The 19,405-nt window shown below is 71.0% G+C and carries 21 protein-coding genes; 9 read left to right on the top strand and 12 right to left on the bottom strand.

Annotation, left to right across the window (positions count from 1 at the left end; translation table 11 throughout):
- Positions 1-219 precede the first annotated feature (219 nt).
- On the bottom strand, positions 220-2,589 hold the full coding sequence (locus ACIREI_RS12585) for a PQQ-binding-like beta-propeller repeat protein (RefSeq protein WP_403331120.1): 2,370 nt from the start codon (positions 2,587-2,589) through the stop codon (positions 220-222).
- A 253-nt stretch (positions 2,590-2,842) separates the two neighbouring features.
- Positions 2,843-3,613 (bottom strand): VOC family protein, encoded by a 771-nt coding sequence (locus ACIREI_RS12580; RefSeq protein ID WP_403331117.1) that lies wholly within the window; start codon positions 3,611-3,613, stop codon positions 2,843-2,845.
- 122 nt (positions 3,614-3,735) lie between these two features.
- Here ACIREI_RS12580 and ACIREI_RS12575 point away from each other — a divergent pair, with 122 nt between their 5' ends.
- Positions 3,736-4,383, top strand: coding sequence for a TetR family transcriptional regulator (locus ACIREI_RS12575; protein ID WP_403331114.1), 648 nt, complete (start codon positions 3,736-3,738; stop codon positions 4,381-4,383).
- 107 nt (positions 4,384-4,490) lie between these two features.
- Here ACIREI_RS12575 and ACIREI_RS12570 read toward each other — a convergent pair whose 3' ends face one another.
- Positions 4,491-4,943 carry an Lrp/AsnC family transcriptional regulator gene (locus ACIREI_RS12570; RefSeq protein WP_403331111.1) on the bottom strand — a complete coding sequence of 151 codons (453 nt, stop codon included), beginning with the start codon at positions 4,941-4,943 and terminating at the stop codon, positions 4,491-4,493.
- A gap of 82 nt (positions 4,944-5,025) precedes the next feature.
- Here ACIREI_RS12570 and ACIREI_RS12565 point away from each other — a divergent pair, with 82 nt between their 5' ends.
- On the top strand, positions 5,026-5,649 hold the full coding sequence (locus ACIREI_RS12565; RefSeq protein WP_403331108.1) for a LysE family translocator: 624 nt from the start codon (positions 5,026-5,028) through the stop codon (positions 5,647-5,649).
- A gap of 12 nt (positions 5,650-5,661) precedes the next feature.
- On the opposite strand, the gene ACIREI_RS12560 is transcribed toward ACIREI_RS12565, so the two are convergent.
- Both ACIREI_RS12560 and ACIREI_RS12555 read right to left on the bottom strand, forming a co-directional pair.
- Positions 5,662-6,132, bottom strand: coding sequence for a nitroreductase/quinone reductase family protein (locus tag ACIREI_RS12560; protein ID WP_403331106.1), 471 nt, complete (start codon positions 6,130-6,132; stop codon positions 5,662-5,664).
- Positions 6,129-7,412 carry an acyl-CoA dehydrogenase family protein gene (locus ACIREI_RS12555; RefSeq protein ID WP_403331103.1) on the bottom strand — a complete coding sequence of 428 codons (1,284 nt, stop codon included), beginning with the start codon at positions 7,410-7,412 and terminating at the stop codon, positions 6,129-6,131. The genes ACIREI_RS12560 and ACIREI_RS12555 overlap by 4 nt, the downstream gene beginning before the upstream one ends.
- 117 nt (positions 7,413-7,529) lie before the next feature.
- On the opposite strand from ACIREI_RS12555, the gene ACIREI_RS12550 reads away from it, so the two are divergent.
- From ACIREI_RS12550 to ACIREI_RS12540, 3 genes are read left to right on the top strand one after another with little or no spacing between them, the layout of a single operon-like run.
- Positions 7,530-8,702, top strand: a complete 1,173-nt coding sequence (locus ACIREI_RS12550; protein WP_403331101.1) for a thiolase C-terminal domain-containing protein — start codon at positions 7,530-7,532, stop codon at positions 8,700-8,702.
- A gap of 32 nt (positions 8,703-8,734) precedes the next feature.
- Positions 8,735-9,160 (top strand): pyridoxamine 5'-phosphate oxidase family protein, encoded by a 426-nt coding sequence (locus tag ACIREI_RS12545; RefSeq protein WP_403331099.1) that lies wholly within the window; start codon positions 8,735-8,737, stop codon positions 9,158-9,160.
- Between the two features lie 27 nt (positions 9,161-9,187).
- Complete coding sequence (locus ACIREI_RS12540) at positions 9,188-9,868, top strand: pyridoxal 5'-phosphate synthase (protein WP_403331098.1); 681 nt, start codon at positions 9,188-9,190, stop codon at positions 9,866-9,868.
- Between the two features lie 98 nt (positions 9,869-9,966).
- On the opposite strand, the gene ACIREI_RS12535 is transcribed toward ACIREI_RS12540, so the two are convergent.
- The 6 genes from ACIREI_RS12535 to ACIREI_RS12510 all read right to left on the bottom strand — a co-directional run bounded on the left by ACIREI_RS12535 (position 9,967) and on the right by ACIREI_RS12510 (position 14,845).
- Positions 9,967-10,176 carry a hypothetical protein gene (locus ACIREI_RS12535; RefSeq protein WP_403331095.1) on the bottom strand — a complete coding sequence of 70 codons (210 nt, stop codon included), beginning with the start codon at positions 10,174-10,176 and terminating at the stop codon, positions 9,967-9,969.
- A gap of 71 nt (positions 10,177-10,247) precedes the next feature.
- Positions 10,248-11,840: an alpha/beta hydrolase gene (locus ACIREI_RS12530; RefSeq protein ID WP_403331092.1), complete on the bottom strand. Its 1,593-nt coding sequence runs from the start codon at positions 11,838-11,840 to the stop codon at positions 10,248-10,250.
- A gap of 216 nt (positions 11,841-12,056) precedes the next feature.
- Positions 12,057-12,929, bottom strand: coding sequence for a GNAT family N-acetyltransferase (locus tag ACIREI_RS12525; RefSeq protein WP_403331089.1), 873 nt, complete (start codon positions 12,927-12,929; stop codon positions 12,057-12,059).
- A 121-nt stretch (positions 12,930-13,050) separates the two neighbouring features.
- Entirely contained in the window at positions 13,051-13,689 is a 639-nt protein-coding gene (locus tag ACIREI_RS12520) for a GNAT family N-acetyltransferase (protein ID WP_403331086.1), read from the bottom strand.
- 23 nt (positions 13,690-13,712) lie between these two features.
- Positions 13,713-14,090 (bottom strand): Zn-ribbon domain-containing OB-fold protein, encoded by a 378-nt coding sequence (locus ACIREI_RS12515; RefSeq protein WP_403331969.1) that lies wholly within the window; start codon positions 14,088-14,090, stop codon positions 13,713-13,715.
- A gap of 308 nt (positions 14,091-14,398) precedes the next feature.
- Positions 14,399-14,845, bottom strand: coding sequence for a DoxX family protein (locus ACIREI_RS12510; protein ID WP_403331083.1), 447 nt, complete (start codon positions 14,843-14,845; stop codon positions 14,399-14,401).
- A gap of 453 nt (positions 14,846-15,298) precedes the next feature.
- Between ACIREI_RS12510 and ACIREI_RS12505 the strand changes: the two genes are divergently transcribed.
- Entirely contained in the window at positions 15,299-15,736 is a 438-nt protein-coding gene (locus ACIREI_RS12505; protein ID WP_403331080.1) for a hypothetical protein, read from the top strand.
- A 197-nt stretch (positions 15,737-15,933) separates the two neighbouring features.
- Here the strand turns inward: ACIREI_RS12505 and ACIREI_RS12500 are convergent, their stop codons facing one another.
- A complete protein-coding gene (locus tag ACIREI_RS12500) occupies positions 15,934-16,668 on the bottom strand; it encodes a helix-turn-helix domain-containing protein (protein ID WP_403331077.1) in 735 nt (244 codons plus the stop codon).
- A 229-nt stretch (positions 16,669-16,897) separates the two neighbouring features.
- On the opposite strand from ACIREI_RS12500, the gene ACIREI_RS12495 reads away from it, so the two are divergent.
- The 3 genes from ACIREI_RS12495 to ACIREI_RS12485 are packed head-to-tail and all read left to right on the top strand — an operon-like array spanning position 16,898 to position 19,397.
- On the top strand, positions 16,898-17,569 hold the full coding sequence (locus ACIREI_RS12495) for a DUF4097 family beta strand repeat-containing protein (RefSeq protein ID WP_403331075.1): 672 nt from the start codon (positions 16,898-16,900) through the stop codon (positions 17,567-17,569).
- A gap of 32 nt (positions 17,570-17,601) precedes the next feature.
- The gene (locus tag ACIREI_RS12490; protein ID WP_403331072.1) at positions 17,602-18,582 is read left to right on the top strand and encodes an ATP-binding cassette domain-containing protein; all 981 of its coding nucleotides are present in this window, start codon (positions 17,602-17,604) and stop codon (positions 18,580-18,582) included.
- Positions 18,579-19,397, top strand: a complete 819-nt coding sequence (locus tag ACIREI_RS12485) for an ABC transporter permease (protein ID WP_403331069.1) — start codon at positions 18,579-18,581, stop codon at positions 19,395-19,397. Before ACIREI_RS12490 ends, ACIREI_RS12485 begins: the two co-directional genes overlap by 4 nt.
- The last annotated feature ends 8 nt before the right edge of the window (positions 19,398-19,405 follow it).

Raw genomic sequence — 19,405 nt, 5'->3', positions numbered from 1 at the left:
GTGCGACCCCCGTATGTCTTGCAACCCCGTGGTGTTGATCGTGAGCACGTCACGTTAGCAGCGGTCACATGGCGGTAAGCGCTCACCCGGCGTAGCGTCTCGTGTAAGAGCAGTGAAGATGACCGCTCCCAACGGGACGGCCGCCGTCCGGACCCCTTCCGTGCGCCGGCACGACGGCCGTCACCGCACACGCCCGCGTGTCACACCTGCCCGCCCCGCCTACGCCGTGCGCGCCGTCCCCGTGCCCTTCTCCGCGTCCAGCGCGTACACGCACCGGTCCTTGCTGCACGCGTACACGACGCCGTCCTTCACGACGGGCGAGCCGGTGATCTCGCCGCCGGTGGCGAGCTTCCATCTCAGGCGGCCGTCGTCGGCCTTGAGGGTGTAGAGCAGGTGGTCGGTGGAGCCGAAGTGGATACGGCCCTCCGCGACCGCCGGTGCGCCCACGATGTCGCCGCCCGCCTGGAAGCGCCACTTCGGCGTCCCGGTGACCGCGTCCAGCGTGTACAGGCCCTTGCCGCTGCCGACGTGGACATGGCCGGCGGCCACCAGGACCGGTTCGATCGAGGAGCGGGCCTCGGTGGCGATGCGCCAGCGGTCGCGGCCGTCGGTGGCGTCGAGGGCGTAGACCGTGCCGAGGTAGTCGGCCAGGTAGACGCCGCCGCCGGTCACCGCCGGGCCCGGCACGAAGGCCGGCGGGCACAGGAACACCGCCGGGGCCTCGAAGTGCCAGCGGACGTGACCGCTCGCCGCGTCGATGGCGAGCACGCGGGTGCCGGCCGACACGTACACATGGCCGTCCTGGGCCTGCGCCACCCGTACCGGCACTCCGCCGCAGGAGGCGGCGTCGCCGATGGGGTACGACCAGCGCTCGTCGCCGGTGCGGGCGTCCAAGGCCCGCAGGCGGGCGTCCTTCCAGACGTACACCGTGCCGTCGTACAGCGCGGGGCCCGCCTCCGGGGACTCGAAGTCGGTCTGGGCGCCGGTGATCTCCCACAGCTTCTGGCCGTTGGAGGCCTCCCAGGCCTGGACTCCGCCGCCCCGGGTGCCGGTGACGACCGTGCCCCGCTCGGCCTTGAGCGAGTAGACCCACGCGTCCGTCTGCAGACGCCACAGGTCCGCGCCCTCGCGGCATTCCAGGGCGAACAGGGTGGGGCCGTCGGAGGCGTGGATACGGCCGTCGGCGACCGCCATCGACCAGGCCACGTCCCGCGTCTTGAAGCGGCGGCGGCCGGTGGCCACGTCGAGGGCGTGCACCTCGAAGGAGGTGACGTAGACGAGGTCGTCGGCGACGGAGGGGGTGCCCCAGACATCGTTCGACATGCGGAAACGCCAGGGGCGCCAGCCGGCCGCCGGCTCCGGGGGCACGGGCGGCGATGCCGGTACGGCAGGGCCCACGGCGGGGTCCGTGCCGTTGACGCCGGGGTGGGGCCGGGCCCAGGAGGCGACGAGGCCGGCCTCCGGAGGGGGCGCCTTGACGGCGGCGGCGCGGGCGTCGGCGACGCGGGGGCCGGGGCCGATGGGCACCGCGGCGCCGGCCAGGCGTACGGGGCCGGTGTCGGGGGCGCCGACCGGGACGGGCGCGGGCTGCGGGCCCGGGACCACCGGGTCGTGCGAGGGCGGGGGCGGGACGGGCGCGGGGGCGGGACGTCCGGCGCCGCGGCCGGAGGGCGAGGAGGGCTTCGCCGCCGGGCGGCCACCGCGCCGCGACTCGATCAGGCTCACCGCCCGCTCGGGCAGCCAGGCCGACGCCGTACCGCTGTCGTCGGAGCCGGAGCCGAAGAGGTGGGGGGCCAGCTGGGCCTGGAGGTCGGCCGGGTTGGGCCGGGCCGTGGCCTCCATCTGCATGCAGGACTCGATCAGCGGGCGCAGCTCGTCCGGGAGGCCTTCGAGGTCGGGGCCCTCGCGGAGCAGCATGAAGACGGTCTCGACCGGGTTGGCGCCGTGGAAGGGGGGGTGTCCGGTGGCGGCGAAGACGAGCATCGAGCCGAGCGAGAAGACGTCGCTCGCGCCGGTCACGCTGCGGGAGTCCTTCGCCTGTTCGGGCGACATGTAGGCGGGCGTGCCGACCGCGACGTTCGTCATCGTCAAACGTGTGTTCGAGACGCCGGACGCGATACCGAAGTCGATGACCCGGGGACCGTCCTCGACGACGAGCACGTTGGAGGGCTTGAGGTCGCGGTGGACGAGACCGGCGCCGTGGATGGACTGCAGGGCTTCCGCCACACCCGCCGCCAGCCAGCGCACCGCCTGGGCCGGGAGCGGCCCGCACTCGTTCACTATCTCTTCGAGGGAGGGCGCGGGGACGTACGCGGTGGCCAGCCACGGCACGGCGGCGCGCGGGTCGGCGTCGACGACCGCGGCCGTGTAGAAGCCGGAGACCGCCCGGGCCGCCTCCACCTCACGGGTGAAGCGGACGCGGAACAGCTGGTCCTCGGCGAGCTCGGTCCGGACCGTCTTGATCGCCACGCGCCGGCCGGACGCCGAGCGCGCGAGATAGACCAGCCCCATGCCGCCGGCGCCCAGCCGTCCGAGCACCTCGAACGGCCCGATCCTGCGCGGATCGTGCTGCGTCAGCTGATCCACCACTCTGCCTGCCACCTCCCCGTACGAGCCGCGCCACCGACATGTTTACGCGACCCCGTGCAGCGTCTCACCACCGCACCGCCTTGGCGGCACGCACCCTGATTCTTCCTGTCCTGGGGCGTGGTTGCGAACCCAAGGGCGGAACGGGGTGTCTTGGGACAAAACCACACTCCGGCACCTGACGGAAAGCGCCGGTTCGCATATTGGGACGCCGGAGGTAAGAGTGAGGTCAGAAACGAGCCCGGAAATCAGGTGGTCAGGCTTCCGGCGCTCCTCGGCGCTGCAGCGGCGCGCGTTCCAGCAGCGCGAAGGACGCCCCCTGATTGTCGGTGACCACGGCGGCCGTCCCGTACGACGTCTCGAAGGGTGGAATCTGCACCCGCCCGCCGAGCCCGGTCACCTCGGCGAGGACGGCCTCGCAGTTCTCCACCCGGAAGTGGACGACGAAGTGGGGCGGCATCATCGCCGGGAAGACCTCCTCGACGGCCGCCCGCCCGAAGTCCGGCTCGGCATTCGGTCCGAACAGGGCGTCGGCGAAGAGCCCTCCGTAGAAGTCGTTGGCGATCTCGGTGTCCCGGGCGTACAGCTCGGCCCAGGCGAAGCTGCCGACCTCGTGCCGGCGCCCGAAGCCCGTGTGCTCGCCCGCCTGCCACAGCCCGAAGACGGCGCCCTCGGGGTCGGTGACCAGCGCGACCGTCCCGAGCCCCTCCCCCACCTCCACGGGCGCGGTGATGACCTGCCCCCCGGCCGCGCGGACCCGGCGGGCCAGCGCCTGGGCGTCCGGGGTCGCGAAGTACACCGTCCACACGGTGGGCATCCGCCCGTCCGTCTTGCGCGAGAGCGAGGCGACGGGCTCGCCGTCCAGCCGGGCGAGCACGGTGGAGTCGAAGGCCTCCTCGAAGTCCCACCCGAAGAGCTCACCGTAGAACCGCTTGCCCGCCTCCACATCAGGAAGCTGCGCGTCCACCCAGCACGGAACGCCCTCGGAGTATTCCGTTCCGTCTGCGGATGCCCTGTTTTCGGCCATGCGGCCAAAGTAACGGCGTCTTACGCACCGCGCAGACCAGGCACACCAGCCTCCGCATCCCCGTGCACCCCATTTGCAGTCGGCCGAATCGCGCCCCGATCACGCCTCGGTAAGCTGACGACATGACAGGACAAGTGCGTACCGTCGACGGCCGCGTGGCCGGTCGGCGTGGGCAGGCGACCCGGCAGAAGCTGCTCGACTGCCTCAGCGAGATGCTCAGCTCCTCCCCCTACCGGGACGTCAAAGTCATCGATGTCGCCCGGAAGGCGGGGACTTCACCCGCGACCTTCTACCAGTACTTCCCGGACGTCGAGGGCGCCGTCCTGGAGATCGCCGAGCAAATGGCCACCGAGGGCGCGGCGTTGACCGAGCTCGTGGAGGGCCGCAGCTGGGTCGGCAAGGCCGGCTGGCAGACCGCCCAGGAACTCGTCGACGGGTTCCTGGAGTTCTGGCGCAAGAACGACGCGATCCTCCGCGTCGTCGACCTCGGCGCGTCCGAGGGCGACAAACGCTTCTACAAGATCCGCATGAAGATCCTGAACTCCGTCAACAACTCCCTGGCGGAGGCGGTGACTCAGCTGCAGGCCAAGGGCAGGATCGACAAGGACGTCAACCCGGCCGCGGTCGCGGGTTCGCTCGTCGCGATGCTCGCGGCGGTGGCCTCGCACCAGAAGGGCTTCCAGACCTGGGGCGTCAAGCAGGCTGAACTCAAGCCGAACCTTGCGTTGTTGGTCCACCTGGGCGTGACCGGCAAGAAGCCGACCAAGTAACGCCGGACGGCCGACGCTCCTTTTCCCCACCTCAAGTCCTGTCTCGCAGGCGGTGGTTCACACACCCGTGGACCACCGCCTGCTGCGCTTTCCGGCGCGCCCGGTGTTCAGGCGGGCAGCGGCCGGTCCCGCACGACGTGCTTCATCACCAGCGTCGACGTCAGCCGCTGCACACCCGGCAGCGTCGCCAGCCGCTCGTCGTACAGCCGCTGGTAGGCGGCGAGGTCGGCGGCGACGACGCGCAGCAGATAGTCCGGCTCCCCGAACAGCCGCTGCGCCTCCAGCACCTCCTCCACCTCGCCGACGGCCCGTTCGAACCCGGCGACGGTGTCCCGGTCCTCCTGGCGCATGGAGACGAAGACCAGCGCCTCGAAGGTCAGCCCGACGGCGGCCGGGTCCACGACGGCCCGGTAGCCGCTGATGGCGCCGGCCCGCTCCAGCTCCCGCAGCCGCCGGTGGCACGGCGAGACGCTGAGCCGCACCCGCGCCGCCAGCTCCGTCACGGTCAGCCGCCCGTCCTGCTGGAGCTCGGCAAGAATCTTTCTGTCCACGTCGTCCATGAGGCAGATCTTCCCTCATAACCGCTGGTTACGGGAAAACTTCGACAACACTTTCGGGCCATCCCCGCCTAATCTCGCCACCATGGATTCCGGACTGCTCATTTCCTTCCTCGCCATCGACCTACTGCTCGTCTGCGTGCCGGGCGCCGACTGGGCGTACGCGATCTCCGCCGGGCTGCGCGACCGCTCGCCGGTGATGGCGGTGGCGGGCCTGGTCAGCGGGTACGCGCTGCACACGGTGCTCGCGGTGGCGGGTCTGGCGGTGCTGGTGGCGGGCGAGCCGGGGCTGCTGACCGCGCTGACGGTGGCCGGTGCCGCGTACCTGGTGTGGCTGGGCTGGAGCGTGCTGCGGCGACCGGGCACGCCGGGGGCGGCCGAGGAGACCGTGGCCGCCGGCCCGGCCCGGGTCTTCCTGCGCGGCGCCACGATCAGCGGCCTGAACCCCAAGGGCCTGCTGCTCTACCTGTCCGTGCTGCCGCAGTTCCTGGTGACCAAGGGCGACCACCTGCCGGTCCCCGCCCAGACCGCCGTACTCGGCCTGCTCCACATGGCGTGCTGCGCCGCCGTCTATCTGACGGTGGGCCTCGCGGCCCGCGCGGTCCTCGGCGCCCGCCCGGCGGCGGCACGGGCGGTCACCCGCACGTCCGGGGCGGCCATGCTGGGCATCGGCGCGTTCCTCCTCGTACAGCGCCTGGCGACGCTGTGACCGGCGCCGCCCTTACCTGCCCACGATCCTGAAGAGCCGGATCTCCCGCTCCACCCGGGCCTGATACGTCGCATACGGCGGCCAGAAGGCCAGCACCGCCCGCCATACGGCCGCCCGCTCCTCCCCCTCCAGCAGCCGGGCCGTGACGGGGATGTCCCGGCCCTTCCAGCTGACCTCGGCGTCCGGGTGGGCCAGCAGGTTCGCGGTCCAGGCGGGGTGGCCGGTGCGGCCGAAGTTGGAGCCGACGAGGATCCAGCTGCGGCCGTCCTCCTCGGGCATGCAGGCGAGCGGCGTACGGCGGGGCAGCCCGCTGCGCGCGCCGGTCGAGGTCAGGATCACGCCGGGGAGCATCTGGGCGCTGAGCAGCACTTTTCCGCGGGTGAGCCGGTGGACGGCCCGGTCGAGCGCGGGGATGACGTGGGGGGCGACCTTGGCGAAGCCCCGCGTCGAGGACACCTTCTGCACCATGCGTGCGGCGATCACACCGTCACCTCCCGCTCCGCGGACGTCTCGAAGAGCCGGGCCGTGTCGGCGGCGTGCGCCCGTAGGCGGTGGACGGGGCCGAAGAGGAGTTCGTCGCCGGCGGCGCGTTTGAAGTACAGGTGAGCCTCGTGCTCCCAGGTGAAACCGATGCCGCCGTGCAGCTGGATGCCTTCGGCGGAGGCGGTTCGGAGTGCTTCCAGGGCTTGTGCGAGGGCGAGGTGCGCCGCGGGGGGTGCCGCGATACGCCGGTGGGCGTCTGCAGCGCCGTCGTGGCTGGTCGCGCCCACGCGGCGGAGCCGCATATCGACACGGCCCGCGCCCCTGAGGGGCGTTGCAGCCCAGGCCGCGTAGTACGCCGCCGAGCGTGCCGCCTGCACCGCCACGTACACATCCGCCAGCCGGTGCTTCACTGCCTGGAAGGAGCCGATCGGGCGCCCGAACTGCTCCCGCTGCCTGACGTACTCCACGGTCGCCTCCAACGCCCGGTCGGCGGCCCCCACGGCCTCGCAGGCGAGGACGGCGGCGACCGTATCCCCCACCCCGGCGAGGGCACCCGGCACATCCGCGCCGTCCTCCCCCAGCAACTCGGCCTCCACATCCCGCAGTTGCACCCGCCCCTGCGGCCGCGTCGCGTCCAGCGCGGTCTGCCGTACCCGTACGACCCCGGCCGCGTCCCCCGCCACCAGGAACAGCAGCGTCCGTGACCGGGCGAACCCCCCGGCGTGCGCGGCGACCACCAGGAGGCCCGCGCTGTGCCCGTCCAGCACCTGGTCGACCTGCCCGTACAGCCGCCAGCCGCCCTCCGCCCGCCGCGCCTGCACGCCCCCGGCGCGCCCGCCGCCGGCCCAGTCGCCGCCTCCCGTGCCGGTGAGGGCGAGGGCGGTGGCGAGGGCGGTGCCGGGGACGGCGAGGGCGGCGGTGAGGGTGCCGGCGGCGATGCGGGGCAGCAGTTCGGCGCGCTGGGTCTCCGTGCCGAGGGCGGTGATCAGCGGTGCGGCGAGGACGGCGGTGGCCAGCAGCGGGGAGGGGGAGAGCGTCCGCCCTGTCTCCTCGCAGGCGAGGGCGAGTTCGGTCGCCGAGCAGCCGACCCCGCCGTACGCCTCGGGCAGGGCGAGCCCGGGCAGGCCGAGCTGTTCGGCGAGGGCCGTCCACAGGGCGGGGTCGTGACCGGCGGGGGTGTCGAGGGCCGCGCGCAGCTCCCGGGGGCCGCCGCGGCTGCGGAGCAGTTCGCGCAGGGTGCGGCGGATCTCGTCCTGCTCGGGGGTGAGGCTGGCGTCCATGGGCTCTTCCCTCCGGCTCTTCCCGCCAGATCTGACGGTCCGTCATATTAGGAGGGTCGCAACGAGATGCACAGAGGTTGGACACAGGGGTTGGACGCACAGGGGTGGAGGCCTCTCATGACTGCCGGGAACCGGAAAGTCGCCGTGGTCGGCGTGGCTCTCTCCGACTGCGGTCGGGTGGACGACGCGACCCCGTACGCCCTGCACGCCCAGGCGGCCCGCCGCGCCCTGGCCGACGCGGGGCTGGGCCGGGAGGTGGTGGACGGCCTCGCGTCCGCCGGGCTCGGCACCCTCGCCCCCGTCGAGGTGGCCGAGTACCTGGGCCTGCGCCCCACCTGGGTCGACTCGACCTCCGTCGGCGGCTCGGCCTGGGAGGTCATGGCGGCCCACGCGGCGGACGCGATAGCGAGGGGGCACGCGAACGCCGTACTCCTGGTCTACGGCTCCACGGCCCGCGCGGACATCAAGGCGGGGCGGCGCACAGGGAACCTCTCCTTCGGCTCCCGAGGCCCCCTTCAGTTCGAGGTCCCGTACGGCCACACGCTCATCGCCAAGTACGCCATGGCCGCCCGCCGCCACATGATCGAACACGGCACGACGATCGAGCAGTTGGCGTCCGTCGCGGTCCAGGCACGGGCCAACGCGGCCCTGAACCCCGAGGCCATGTTCCGTGACCCGATCACGGTCGACGACGTGCTGTCCGGCCCGATGATCGCGGACCCCTTCACCAAGCTGCACTGCTGCATCCGCTCCGACGGCGGGGCGGCGGTGCTGCTGGCCGCGGAGGAGTTCGTACGGGACTGCCGTACGGCACCGGTGTGGGTGCTCGGGGCGGGTGAGCACGTCTCGCACTCCGCCATGTCCGAGTGGCCGGACTTCACGACGGGCCCGGCGGCGGTCAGCGGGCGGCTCGCCTTCGAGCGGGCCGGGGTGCGGCCGCAGGAGATCGACTTCGCGGAGATCTACGACGCCTTCACCTACATGACCCTGGTGACCCTGGAGGACCTCGGCTTCTGCGGGAAGGGCGAGGGCGGGGCGTTCGTGGAGAAGGGGCGGCTGCTGGTGCGGGGCGGGGAGCTGCCGGTCAACACGGACGGGGGCGGGCTGTCGGCCCAACATCCCGGGATGCGGGGCCTGTTCCTTCTGGTGGAGGCGGTGCGGCAGTTGCGGGGGGAGGGTGGCGAGCGTCAAGTGCGGGTGCGCGGGGGTGAGTTGCCCCGGCTGGGGGTGGCTTCGGCGACCGGGGGATGGTTCTGCTCGTCGGGAACGTTGGTGCTGGGCAGGGAGTGAGACTGTCGAGAGCACATCAGGAGGAAACAGGCATGGCCCTGACCCGTGAAGAGCGTGAACAGTTCCTGGCCGAACCCCATGTCGCCGCGCTGGCGGTGGACGCGGGCGCGGGGCGCGCTCCGCTGACCGTGCCGATCTGGTACCAGTACGAGCCCGGCGGCGACGTATGGATCATGACCGGGCTGGATTCCCGCAAGAACCAGTTGATCCAGGCGGCGGGCCGCTTCTCCCTCATGATCGACCGGCTCGAACCCACCATCAGGTACGCGTCCGTCGAGGGGCCGGTCGTCAGGACGACGCCCGCCACCCTCGAACAGCTCCGCGAGATCTCCGCCCGCTACCTCCCGGCCGAGAAGGTCGACGGCTATGTCGACTTCGCCTGGAAGAACCACGGCGAGCAGGTCGTCGTCCACATGCGGCCCGAACGGTGGGTGTCGTCCGACCTCGGACAGGTCTGAGTCCGCGCCGCACGCGACAATCGCGGCATGGATCATCGCGAGCTGGATCACCAAGGCCAGGATCTTCATGAGCTGCTGAGGTCGCTTCGGGTGTGGGACGTCGACCTGCCCGCCTTCGACCCCGCCACGGCCCCCGCGGAACCACTCGCCCTCTTCACGGCCTGGTTCGCGCAGGCGGTCGCGGCGGGGCAGGTGGAGCCCCACACGATGTCCCTCGCGACGGCCGACGAGGAGGGCCTGCCGGATGTACGGACGGTGATGCTGCACGGCGCCGACGTCTCCGGCTGGTCCTTCGCGACGCACAGCGACAGCCGCAAGGGCCGCCAGCTCGCCGTCCGCCCCTACGCGGCCCTCGGCTTCTACTGGCCGGCACAGGGCCGCCAGGTGCGGCTGCGGGGCCCGGTGACGAACGCTCCGTCCGCCGAGTCCCAAGCCGACCTGCACGCCCGCTCGACCGGCGCCCTGGCGGCCGCCCTCACCGGCCGCCAGAGCCAGGTCCTCGGCTCACTGGAGGAGTTGGCGCACACGTCGGAGACGGCCTGGGAGCGCGCCCGGCGCGAGCCCGACGCTCCGGTGCCCACCTGGACTCTGTACCACCTGCGCCCGCAACAGGTGGAGTTCTTCCAGGGGGACGCCCGGCGACGGCATGTACGGCTCAGCTACCGGCGCACGGAGACGGGTTGGGCCAGGGAGCTGCTGTGGCCCTAGCATGCCGGGTCACCTCGATGCCCCACAGAGACGGGGCCTCCTGACGCTCCATGGATTCGACACCCACGAGCTGTTCAGGAGGCCCCGTCCTCATGTGATCACTCGGCGGACTCGGTCGACTCGTCCGTTGAGCTGTCGGGGAAGATCAGCCGCACGCCGCCGCCGATCACCACGAAGCAGCTCAACACCAGAGCGAAGCGCGCGAACCGCACGGCGCCTTCCCACTCCGCTGAAGGTCCGAGAGCCAACCAGAACGCGAGAGCCATCCCCGCGATCACCATCATCAGGCCGGTCAGCCGACGCACCACATGCCCCATTCCTCTCGGTCTCCGACCGAACCGGCCGTCTGCTCTGCTCATCGCCCACACCTATGACGGCGTCAGCGTCCGGCTTCAGAAACTGCTGACCAGCCCGGGACACCCCGAGGCGTCGGCAGCGGCAGCGGGTTGGCGCCACTGCGCTCACGTGCCGCCGGAGCGGCCTGGCAGGTCGCATCCCGCACCGGCAGCCTGCCGGTGGTCAGGTAGGCCGTGGCTGTCTTGTCCGCGCACGATTCGGTGCCGTAGATGCCGTGTCCGACACCTCCGGCCACCGTGACCATCTTCGCGCCCTTCATGACACGGCGCAGACCCTGGCCACTGGTCAACGGCGTCTGGGAATCCCACTCGTTCTGCAGGATCAGCGCGCCGACCTTGTTGTCGATCTTGGTGGCGTGCTCACCGCCGTTCCTCTTCCAGAACGCGCACGGCATGATGTTGGACGCGAAGTCGCCGTACAGCGGGTACTTGGCCTTGTCCCGGACCGCGTCGCTGCGGTACTGCTCGGGGTCGCGCGGCCAGTTGCGGGTGTCGGCACAGACGACGGTCCAGAAGCCGGCGGTGGCGTTGTCCGAGGGAACGGCGCGGCCGAACGACGGCGGAAGCGGCGCGGGCGTCCTGGTCTCCCGGTCACCGGACGCGGGCCTGCCCGCGGCGGCCTTCCTCAGCTCGACGACCGACTCCGCGGCGTCGCGCACACTGAAGAACATGGCGCGGCTGCCGGCGCGGATGTCATCCCCGGTCAGCGCGGTCCCGTCGAGGTCGATCGGCTCGCGGTCGGCCTGGGCGACCAGGTCGTAGAAGGTCTTGCGGACCGCCTGGGGAGTCCCGCCCAGCTGGTACGTGGAGTTGCGTTCGGCGGTCCACTCGGTCCACCTGGTGAAAGCGGGCTCGGTGCCCTCCGCCCAGACCTGGATCATGCCGCGCCAGATGCGAGCAGGGTCGACAGCGCTGTCCAGCACGAAACGGTCGGAGCGCTTGGGGAACATCTGCGCATAGACCGCGCCGAGGTAGGTGCCGTACGAGTACCCCAGGTAGGAGATCTTCTTCTCGCCGAGCACGGCGCGGATCACGTCCATGTCCCGGGCGGTGTTGCGGGTCGTGATGTGGCGCAGCTTGTCGCCCTGCTTGGTGGCGCACTTCTCGGCGACGGTCCGTGCCCACTTCACGTCCTCGGTGAAGGTCTCGGCCTTGTACGCCCGCTCGAAGTTCTGTTGCTCGGCCGTCAGGCCGCAGCCGACGGGAGAGCTCCGACCGATGCCTCGTGGGTCGAAGCCGATGAGGTCGTACGTGCGCTTCACGGACTTCGGCAGTTCGCTCGCCAGCTGCTGCGGCAGGTCGACGCCCGGACCGCCCGGGCCACCCGGATTGAGCAGGAGCACACCGCGACGCTCGCTCTTGGTGCTCGTCCTCAACCTGGAGATCGCGAGATCGAGCTTCTTGCCGTCGGGGCGGCTGTAGTCGAGCGGCACCTTGATCGTGGCGCACTGGAAGGCCACCGGCGTCGCTCGGTCACAGCGGTGCCATGCGGGCTTCTGCTGGGCGTACTTACGCAAGGGGTCCTGTGCGGCAGATGCCGTAGCCGGTGCAAGCGCGGGAACCAGGGTGGCGACGGCACTGACCGCCAGGAAACAAGCTATTCGACTGCTGCGCACGTGGGGGAGGTCCTCGAGTTATCGCGTATGAGACGCACCAACCCTTTCGTGTACTGGAGTTGAGCGAATCCACCGAGAAGGCAGGATCGATCCGACCGTGGATGGACACCGAGGCCGGCAGATGGTGCCGGAGTCGCACAACCGGAATCGGCTCCCCGACGTCTTGCTCAAAAGGTCTTCGACCGGGGTCGGACGGCCGCCTTGTGCAGCGCCGCGCTAGTAGCCCCGAGTGCCCCGGAAGTCGTACGCCGTGAAGTCCGCCACCGGCCGGTACCCGATGCGCTGGTAGAGGCTGTTGCTCGTCCGGTTGGCCAGGTCCGTGAAGAGCAGCACCTCACGGACCCCGGAGGCGAGCACGGCCCGGCTGACCTGTGCGGTGACCGCGCCCGCGTAGCCGCGTCCGCGCAGGTGGGCCGGGGTGTAGACGGGGGCGACCCGGACCTGGCCGGCGACCACCGGGGTCACGCCGGCCATGGCGAGGGGGGTGCCGTCCTCGCTCTCCCAGAGGGTGACGCCTCCGTAGGAGATCCGTGAGTCGGCCCATGCGGTGGCGTCACGGGCGGCGTGGTCGCCCACGGCCTCGATGAACTCGCCGTGCCAGCGCACCAGTTGCTCCCGGTCCGCCTTGCCCGCGACCCGCGCACGGCCCGCCGGGAGGGGCTGCGGGACGGTCAGGTTGCCGAGCCGGTACAGGCGTTGGCGCTGGCTGACGGCGCTCCTGGCGCCCGCCTGCCGACGCCAGGCGGCGACGAAGGCCTCGGCGGTGTCGTGGGCCGCGACGACGCCGGGGACCGGGTGGCCGAGGGCCAGCAGGTGGGCGGCGAGGGCCTCTGCCTCCTCGGGGCTGAGGGGGGTGACGTTCAGCCGGAAGGGCGGGGTGCGGAAGTAGGCGGCCCGCACCTGCCCGCCCAGTTCCAGTACGCCGAAGACGGGTGCCTCGTCGCCGTACGCGTGCGCCCCGCTCCTGCGCAGCGTCTCGGTCACCGTCAGGGCGACGGTGTGCAGGTCGGGGCGTGAGCGCAGGAAGCCACCGGCGTGGGAGAGGAAACCGGTGAGGTCCTGGGTGCAGTACCAGTCGTCCGGGCGCATACCCTATGATCTCGCGCCCCGGCGGTGGTTGTGCACCCTTTTCCGCCGTGGACACGAAGCCGACACAAGACCCCACTCCCAGGCGGGGGTTGAGGGGCGCCGCGTTCACGCGGTTCGTGGCCTACGGGTTGACGTCCGGATCGGTCGCGAGCCGCGCGTGCAGATGCATGTCCCGGTACGCGTCGTGCCGCTCCGCCTCCCACATCGCGTCCCGCAGGGTCCCCTCAAGCCGGAAACCGCACCGCTCGGCGATGTGACAGGAGGAGTCGTGGCCGACGGCGTGGCCGAGTTCGAGGCGGTGCAGGCCCAGGCCCCGCTCGCCGAGGGCCCAGCGGGCGGTGAGGGCGAGCGCGCGGGTGGCGACGCGGCGGCCGCGGGCCTCGGGCAGGACCCAGTAGCCGACGCGGGCGGAGCTCATGACCCGGTCGATGACGTTGACGCCGATGTGTCCGAGGGGTGCGCCGGTCGCCGCGTCGGTGACGCAGTACGACGCCGCCGTGCCCTCCGCGTTGTTCCGTACCGTGGCGCGCAGGGATTCCCGCGCGCTGTCGAGGTCCGTGGTGATCTTCAGCGGGGTGTTCCAGCGCCGGAGTTCCGGGTCGATGCGCCCCCGGAACCAGACCTCGACGTCGGCCTCGGACTCCGCGTCCCAGGGGCGCAGACGCAGACCGTGGCCGTGCGGGCCGGAGTGGGGGTGAGGGTGGGCGAGGGGGCGTAGGTCGGTGTGGGGCGTCCGTTCCCCGTGGTCTGTTCGATCCATGCGGTCATTGAAACGCGCCTCGATCACCCCTCAGGACGGAACACCGGCTTCCCGTCGCGGAATACGACCTCCAGTTCCATGCCGGCCCGCAGCCGCCCGGCGTCCGCGCACTCCACGACCTCGGTCATCATCCGCGGTCCCTCGGCGAGGTCGACGACGGCGGCGACGTACGGCGTCCGCTCCCCGAAGGGCGGCAGGTCGTTGCGGTGGACGACGGACCAGGTGTAGAGGACGGCCCGGCCGCTCGCGGACTCCCACGTCACGTCCTCGCTCCAGCAGTGCGGGCAGAACTCACGGGGGTAGTGGTGAGCACGCCCACAGGCCCGACAGCGACGGACCAACAGCCGCCCTTCGGCCGCCGCGTCCCAGTAGGTGCGTGTGAAGGCGTCGGGTTCCGGGATGTCGTGGCGCGGGGCGGTGGGGCGCGGGCCGTGCGAGCGCGCGCCAGCGGAGGGCGGACTGTCGGAGCGGGGGCGACCGGAGGGCGGGCCGGTGGGGCGCGGGCCGTCGGGGCGCGCGCCGGCGGAGGGCGGACTGTCGGAGCGGGGGCGACCGGAGGGCGGGCCGTCGGAGCGCGGACCATCCGAGCGCGAGGCATCGTCGCGCGAGCCGTCGGAGCGCGCGAAGGCGTCGAGGCGCGAGCCGTCGGAACGCGAACCATCCGAGCGCACGCCGTCGGTGCGCGGGCCATCCGAGCGCGAGCCGTCCATCAGAACAACCCCAACGCACTGTCCAACGACCACGACTGCCAAGACATCCCGAACAGCGCGACCAGCGAGATCAGCGCCATCATCGAGTTCTGCCCCTGCTCGGCCCAGTCGTGGATCATCAGGGCGAAGTAGAGGCCGTTGAGCAGCAGCCCGGCGACGAGGGCGATCGGGGTCAGGAACCCGAGAACGAGCCCGAGTCCGAGGGCCAGTTCCGCGTACAGGACGACGTACGCCATCGTGCGCGGCCGTGGCGTGACGACGGCCGCGAAGCCAGAACGTACGGCGTTCCAGCGGTGCTTGGCCGCCACGTCCGCCGCCCAGGCGATCCCGGACCCCTCGAACCAGCTCTTCTTGTCCTTGTGCCGCCAGCTCTCCAGCCACCACAGCCCGAGGCCTATGCGGAGCACGGCCAGCCATTCCGCACCTGTGAGCCAGATCGCGTCCATGAATCTGACGGTACGTCAGATCTGGCGGCCCGGGAAGCCTCCACGACCCACAGGGAATCCCTCACGTTCCATGAGGGGATACCTGTGCGCCCGCCATGAAACTGTGCGTCCCCCATGAAGCGGCAAGATTGTTGGCAATTTTGTCGGCGACTCGGCTACGTTCACAAACGCAAGAGCCACGGACGCCGAGGAGACGAGTCGTGAAGCACAGGGCAGTCAAGCGCAGGAGCGTTGTCATGGGGATCGGGGCGACCGCCGGAGTCGCGGCGATCGGAGGCATCGCCCTGACCGCGCAGGCCTCGAGCGACACGAGCGGGACAGGGTCCTCGTCGTCGGACACCCTGGTCTTCGACAAGGACGCCTTCTCGACCCTGACGACGACCATCACCTACGCCGACGGCACCGACCACGAGGTGGAGTACCAGGACCTCGTACCTGGCCAAGAACACCTTCGTGGGCGCCCGCAAGAAGACCACGCCGGCCTTCGACGCCTTCGACCTGTCGACGGGCGAGAACAACCTGTTCGGCCTCGGCACCACCCAGGCCCGTCACTTCACGGCCTACAGTGCCAAGAACGACTCCACGGGCCTGAGCAGCAAGCGGGTGGCGAGCGACCTCCCCGCCACGCTGCGGCTGATGAACCCGATGCACTTCCTCGTCGAGAAGGCCAACCCGCAGCGCACCAAGCACTGGTGGATCCGCCTCGGCACCAACGACTCCGACACCTCCCACACGGTCTCCGCCAACCTGGCCGCCGCCGCGAACGGCCTCGGCGACGAGGTCAGCCACCTCTACTACTGGGACGAGGGCCACGGCGCCCACTCGGACCCGGGCGACTTCATCAAGTGGATCGCCAAGATCAGCGGCTACAAGGGCAAGCGGGCCAAGTAGCCCGATGGACCGCATAGTCCGAAGGACCGCGTAGACCGGCGGACCGCGCAGACCGGGTCGCGCAACCCGAGGGGTCGAGTGGCCCCATGTGAGGAGCAGTCCCTCAAGCCGCGGTGCCGGTTTCCCGTCATAACTCCGGCCACCGCCCACACGACGCCGGGCCCGACCAATGTCGGGCCCGGCGTCGTGCCTTTGCCTCAACGCCCTGCGCTCTGGTCCGTCCCGGGATTCGCGTAGAGGATCTCGCGGGCCTGGTCCGCGGCGCGGGCCATGCTCTCGGAGACGAAGTCGAGGAAGCGGGCGGTGTTTTCGAGGCGGACCCCTGCCGGGGTGCCGGAGCCGAGGATGCCGACGCCCTTCCGTGCGGTCTCGGCGACCTGGGCGGTGGACCGGACGCTGGCCATCATCGAGTCGTACATGATGTCGTCGTCGAGGACGTAGCGCTCGCGGCGGCGTTCGTCGCGTTCCCGGCGGACGAACTCCTGGCTTTCGAGGAACGCGACCGCTTTGGAGATGGACGCCGGGCTGACCTGAAGGCGCTGGACGAGTTCGGACGCGGTGAGGCTCCCCCCGTCACTGATGGTGAGACAGGCCATCACCCGGGCCGTCATCTTGGTCATGCCCGATTGCATGAAGACGGTGGTCAACGTCTCCTCGTACTCGCGCACGGCCTCGGCGTCACGCCCGTAAGCCTGCGGCGGCGCCTCCGCCCCTCGGGGTGCGGCCTGCCTGCGACGGTGAGCGCGGCGTTCGGTGGCCCGGTGGGCGAGGTCGGCGCGATAGGCGGTCGGGCCGCCGTTGCGCATGACCTCGCGCGTGACGGTCGAGGTCGGCCGGTCGAGACGTCTGGCGATCTCCGCGTAGGCGAGGCCGTCGGCCAGCCCCAGCGCGATCTGCTGGCGTTCCTGCTGCGTGAGTCTGCCTCCCGGCATCGCGTTCCCCTTCGTGGTGCGTAGCGCTCTGCCTCGACTATAGCGTTCAGCGTCAATTCATTGCAACGAGTCAACTCGGTGCGTTGCATTACTCTCGAAGACCATTGCAACAAAATCTCGGCCTTGACCTGGCACAACTAAAGTCAGACGCAACGACGCTGTTGCCAGCTATCGAAACGCAACGTAGCTTTTCCAACGTCGGAAACAACGCCGAACACAGGAGAGCACCATGCAGAAGTTCGACACCCCCGCCCCGGTCTCCGCCGTCCTCGACATCCCCGCGGGCCGCATCCAGTTGATCGCCGCCGACCGGACCGACACCACGGTCGAGGTCCGGCCCGCGGACGCCTCCAAGAGCCGCGACGTCAAGGCGGCGGAGCAGATCGAGGTCGCCTACGGCGACGGCGTCCTGCGGATCGAGGCCCCGGCGGCGAAGAACCGGATCCTCGGCTCTTTCGGATCCGTCGAGGTCACGGTCCAGCTGCCGGCCGGCTCCCGCGTCGAGGCGAAGACCGCCGCCGCCGAACTGCGTGGCGTCGGACGGCTCGGCGACATCGACTTCGAGGGCGCGCACGGCGCGGTCAAGATCGACGAGGCCGCGAGCGTTCGCCTCACCGCCGCCGACAGTGACGTCTCGGTCGGGCGCCTGGGTGGCTCCGCGGAGATCAGCACGCAAAGGGGCGACATCCACATCGCCGAGGCCCTGCGCGGCACGGTCGTGCTGACCACCCAGATGGGAGACGTGTCCATCGGCGCCGCCCAGGGCGTGTCCGCCTCCCTGGACGCCGGCACCGGCTACGGCCGGATCAACAACTCGCTCAAGAACGCCGACGGCGCCGACGCCGGCCTCACCATCCGCGCGACCACCTCCCACGGCGACATCACCGCCCGCAGCCTGTGAGAAACCGCAGCCTTTCCCTAGGAGCACCCCTCATGACCACCTTGGCCATCGCGGCGCACGGGCTGCGCAAGTCCTACGGCGACAAGACCGTCCTCGACGGCGTCGACCTGACCGTCCCGGAAGGAACGGTCTTCTCCCTGCTCGGCCCGAACGGCGCCGGCAAGACCACCGCCGTCAAGATCCTCTCCACCCTGATCTCCGCCGACCCGGGCACCGGCGGCATCCACGTCGGCGGCCACGACCTGGCCGCCGACCCCCAGGCGGTACGCGCCTCGATCGGTGTCACCGGGCAGTTCTCCGCCGTCGACGGCCTGATCACCGGCGAGGAGAACATGCTTCTCATGGCGGACCTGCACCACCTCTCCAAGCGCGAGGGGCAGCAGGTCACCGCCGAACTCCTGGAGCGCTTCGACCTGGTGGAAGCGGCGAAGAAGCCCGCCTCCACCTACTCCGGCGGCATGAAGCGCCGCCTCGACATCGCCATGACCCTGGTCGGCAACCCGCGGATCATCTTCCTCGACGAGCCGACCACCGGCCTCGACCCCCGCTCCCGGCACAACATGTGGCAGATCATCAGGGAGCTGGTCTCCGACGGCGTCACCGTCTTCCTCACCACCCAGTACCTGGAGGAGGCCGACGAACTCGCCGACCGCATCGCCGTGCTCAACGACGGCAAGATCGCCGCCGAGGGCACCGCCGAGGAGCTCAAGCGGCTCGTCCCCGGCGGACACGTCCGCCTCCGCTTCACCGACCCCGGCGCGTACCAGTCCGCGGTCTCCGCCCTGCGCGAGGTCACCCGCGACGACGAGTCGCTCACCCTGCAGCTCCCCAGCGGCGGCAGTCAGCGCGAACTGCGCGTACTCCTCGACCAGCTGGACTCGGCCGGCATCGAGGCCGACGAGCTGACCGTGCACACCCCCGACCTCGACGACGTCTTCTTCGCCCTGACCGGCGGAACCGCCATTCCCAACCAGCCCAACGTCCCCAACCAGCCCAAGGAGACCGCCCGATGAGCACCCCTCCGGCCCCCGCCCGCCCGACCCGGCTCTCCCTCGCCGTACGCGACTCCTCCACGATGCTGCGCCGCAACCTCCTGCACGCCCGGCGCTACCCGTCCCTCACGCTGAACCTTCTGCTCACCCCGATCATGCTGCTGCTGCTCTTCGTCTACATCTTCGGCGACACCATGAGCGCGGGCATCGGCGGCGGTGGCGCCGATCGCTCGGAGTACGTCGCCTATCTCGTCCCGGGCCTGTTGCTGATGACCATCGGCAGCACCACGATCGGCACCGCGGTCTCCGTCTCCATGGACATGAGCGAGGGCATCATCGCCCGCTTCCGGACGATGGCGATCCACCGCGGTTCGGTGCTCGTCGGGCATGTCGTCGGCAGTGTGCTGCAGTCGATCGTCAGCGTCGTCCTCGTCGGTGCCGTCGGCGTGGCCATCGGCTTCCGCTCCACCGACGCCACCGCCCTGGAGTGGCTGGCGGCGTTCGGACTGCTCGTGCTGTTCGCCACCGCGCTCACCTGGATCGCCGTCGGCATGGGCCTGGTCAGCCCCAACGCCGAGGCCGCGAGCAACAACGCCATGCCCCTGATCTTCCTCCCGCTCATCTCCAGCACCTTCGTCCCGGTCGACGCGATGCCGGGCTGGTTCCAGCCGATCGCCGAGTACCAGCCGTTCACCCCGGCCATCGAGACCCTGCGCGGACTGCTCCTGGGCACCGGGATCGGCCACAACGGATGGCTCGCCGTCGCCTGGTGCCTCGGCCTCGCGGTGCTCGGCTACTTCTGGTCGACCGCGAGGTTCAACGACGACCCGAAGTGACCGCCAAT

Source organism: Streptomyces sp. NPDC093591, from assembly GCF_044764885.1.
GTDB lineage: Bacteria > Actinomycetota > Actinomycetes > Streptomycetales > Streptomycetaceae > Streptomyces.
Note: the sequence above shows the minus strand (reverse complement) of the source record. Positions and strands in the feature narration are given on the sequence as shown.

Bases quoted from the DNA above. Each gene is read 5' to 3' on its own strand.
- ACIREI_RS12485 (WP_403331069.1), top strand. From the start codon at position 18,579: ATGAGCACCCCTCCGGCCCCCGCCCGCCCGACCCGGCTCTCCCTCGCC.
- ACIREI_RS12570 (WP_403331111.1), bottom strand. From the start codon at position 4,943: ATGGACGACGTGGACAGAAAGATTCTTGCCGAGCTCCAGCAGGACGGG.
- ACIREI_RS12500 (WP_403331077.1), bottom strand. From the start codon at position 16,668: ATGCCGGGAGGCAGACTCACGCAGCAGGAACGCCAGCAGATCGCGCTG.
- ACIREI_RS12580 (WP_403331117.1), bottom strand. From the start codon at position 3,613: ATGGCCGAAAACAGGGCATCCGCAGACGGAACGGAATACTCCGAGGGC.
- ACIREI_RS12520 (WP_403331086.1), bottom strand. From the start codon at position 13,689: ATGGATCGAACAGACCACGGGGAACGGACGCCCCACACCGACCTACGC.
- ACIREI_RS12525 (WP_403331089.1), bottom strand. From the start codon at position 12,929: ATGCGCCCGGACGACTGGTACTGCACCCAGGACCTCACCGGTTTCCTC.
- ACIREI_RS12495 (WP_403331075.1), top strand. From the start codon at position 16,898: ATGCAGAAGTTCGACACCCCCGCCCCGGTCTCCGCCGTCCTCGACATC.
- ACIREI_RS12490 (WP_403331072.1), top strand. From the start codon at position 17,602: ATGACCACCTTGGCCATCGCGGCGCACGGGCTGCGCAAGTCCTACGGC.
- ACIREI_RS12565 (WP_403331108.1), top strand. From the start codon at position 5,026: ATGGATTCCGGACTGCTCATTTCCTTCCTCGCCATCGACCTACTGCTC.
- ACIREI_RS12575 (WP_403331114.1), top strand. From the start codon at position 3,736: ATGACAGGACAAGTGCGTACCGTCGACGGCCGCGTGGCCGGTCGGCGT.
- ACIREI_RS12540 (WP_403331098.1), top strand. From the start codon at position 9,188: ATGGATCATCGCGAGCTGGATCACCAAGGCCAGGATCTTCATGAGCTG.
- ACIREI_RS12545 (WP_403331099.1), top strand. From the start codon at position 8,735: ATGGCCCTGACCCGTGAAGAGCGTGAACAGTTCCTGGCCGAACCCCAT.
- ACIREI_RS12550 (WP_403331101.1), top strand. From the start codon at position 7,530: ATGACTGCCGGGAACCGGAAAGTCGCCGTGGTCGGCGTGGCTCTCTCC.
- ACIREI_RS12510 (WP_403331083.1), bottom strand. From the start codon at position 14,845: ATGGACGCGATCTGGCTCACAGGTGCGGAATGGCTGGCCGTGCTCCGC.
- ACIREI_RS12555 (WP_403331103.1), bottom strand. From the start codon at position 7,412: ATGGACGCCAGCCTCACCCCCGAGCAGGACGAGATCCGCCGCACCCTG.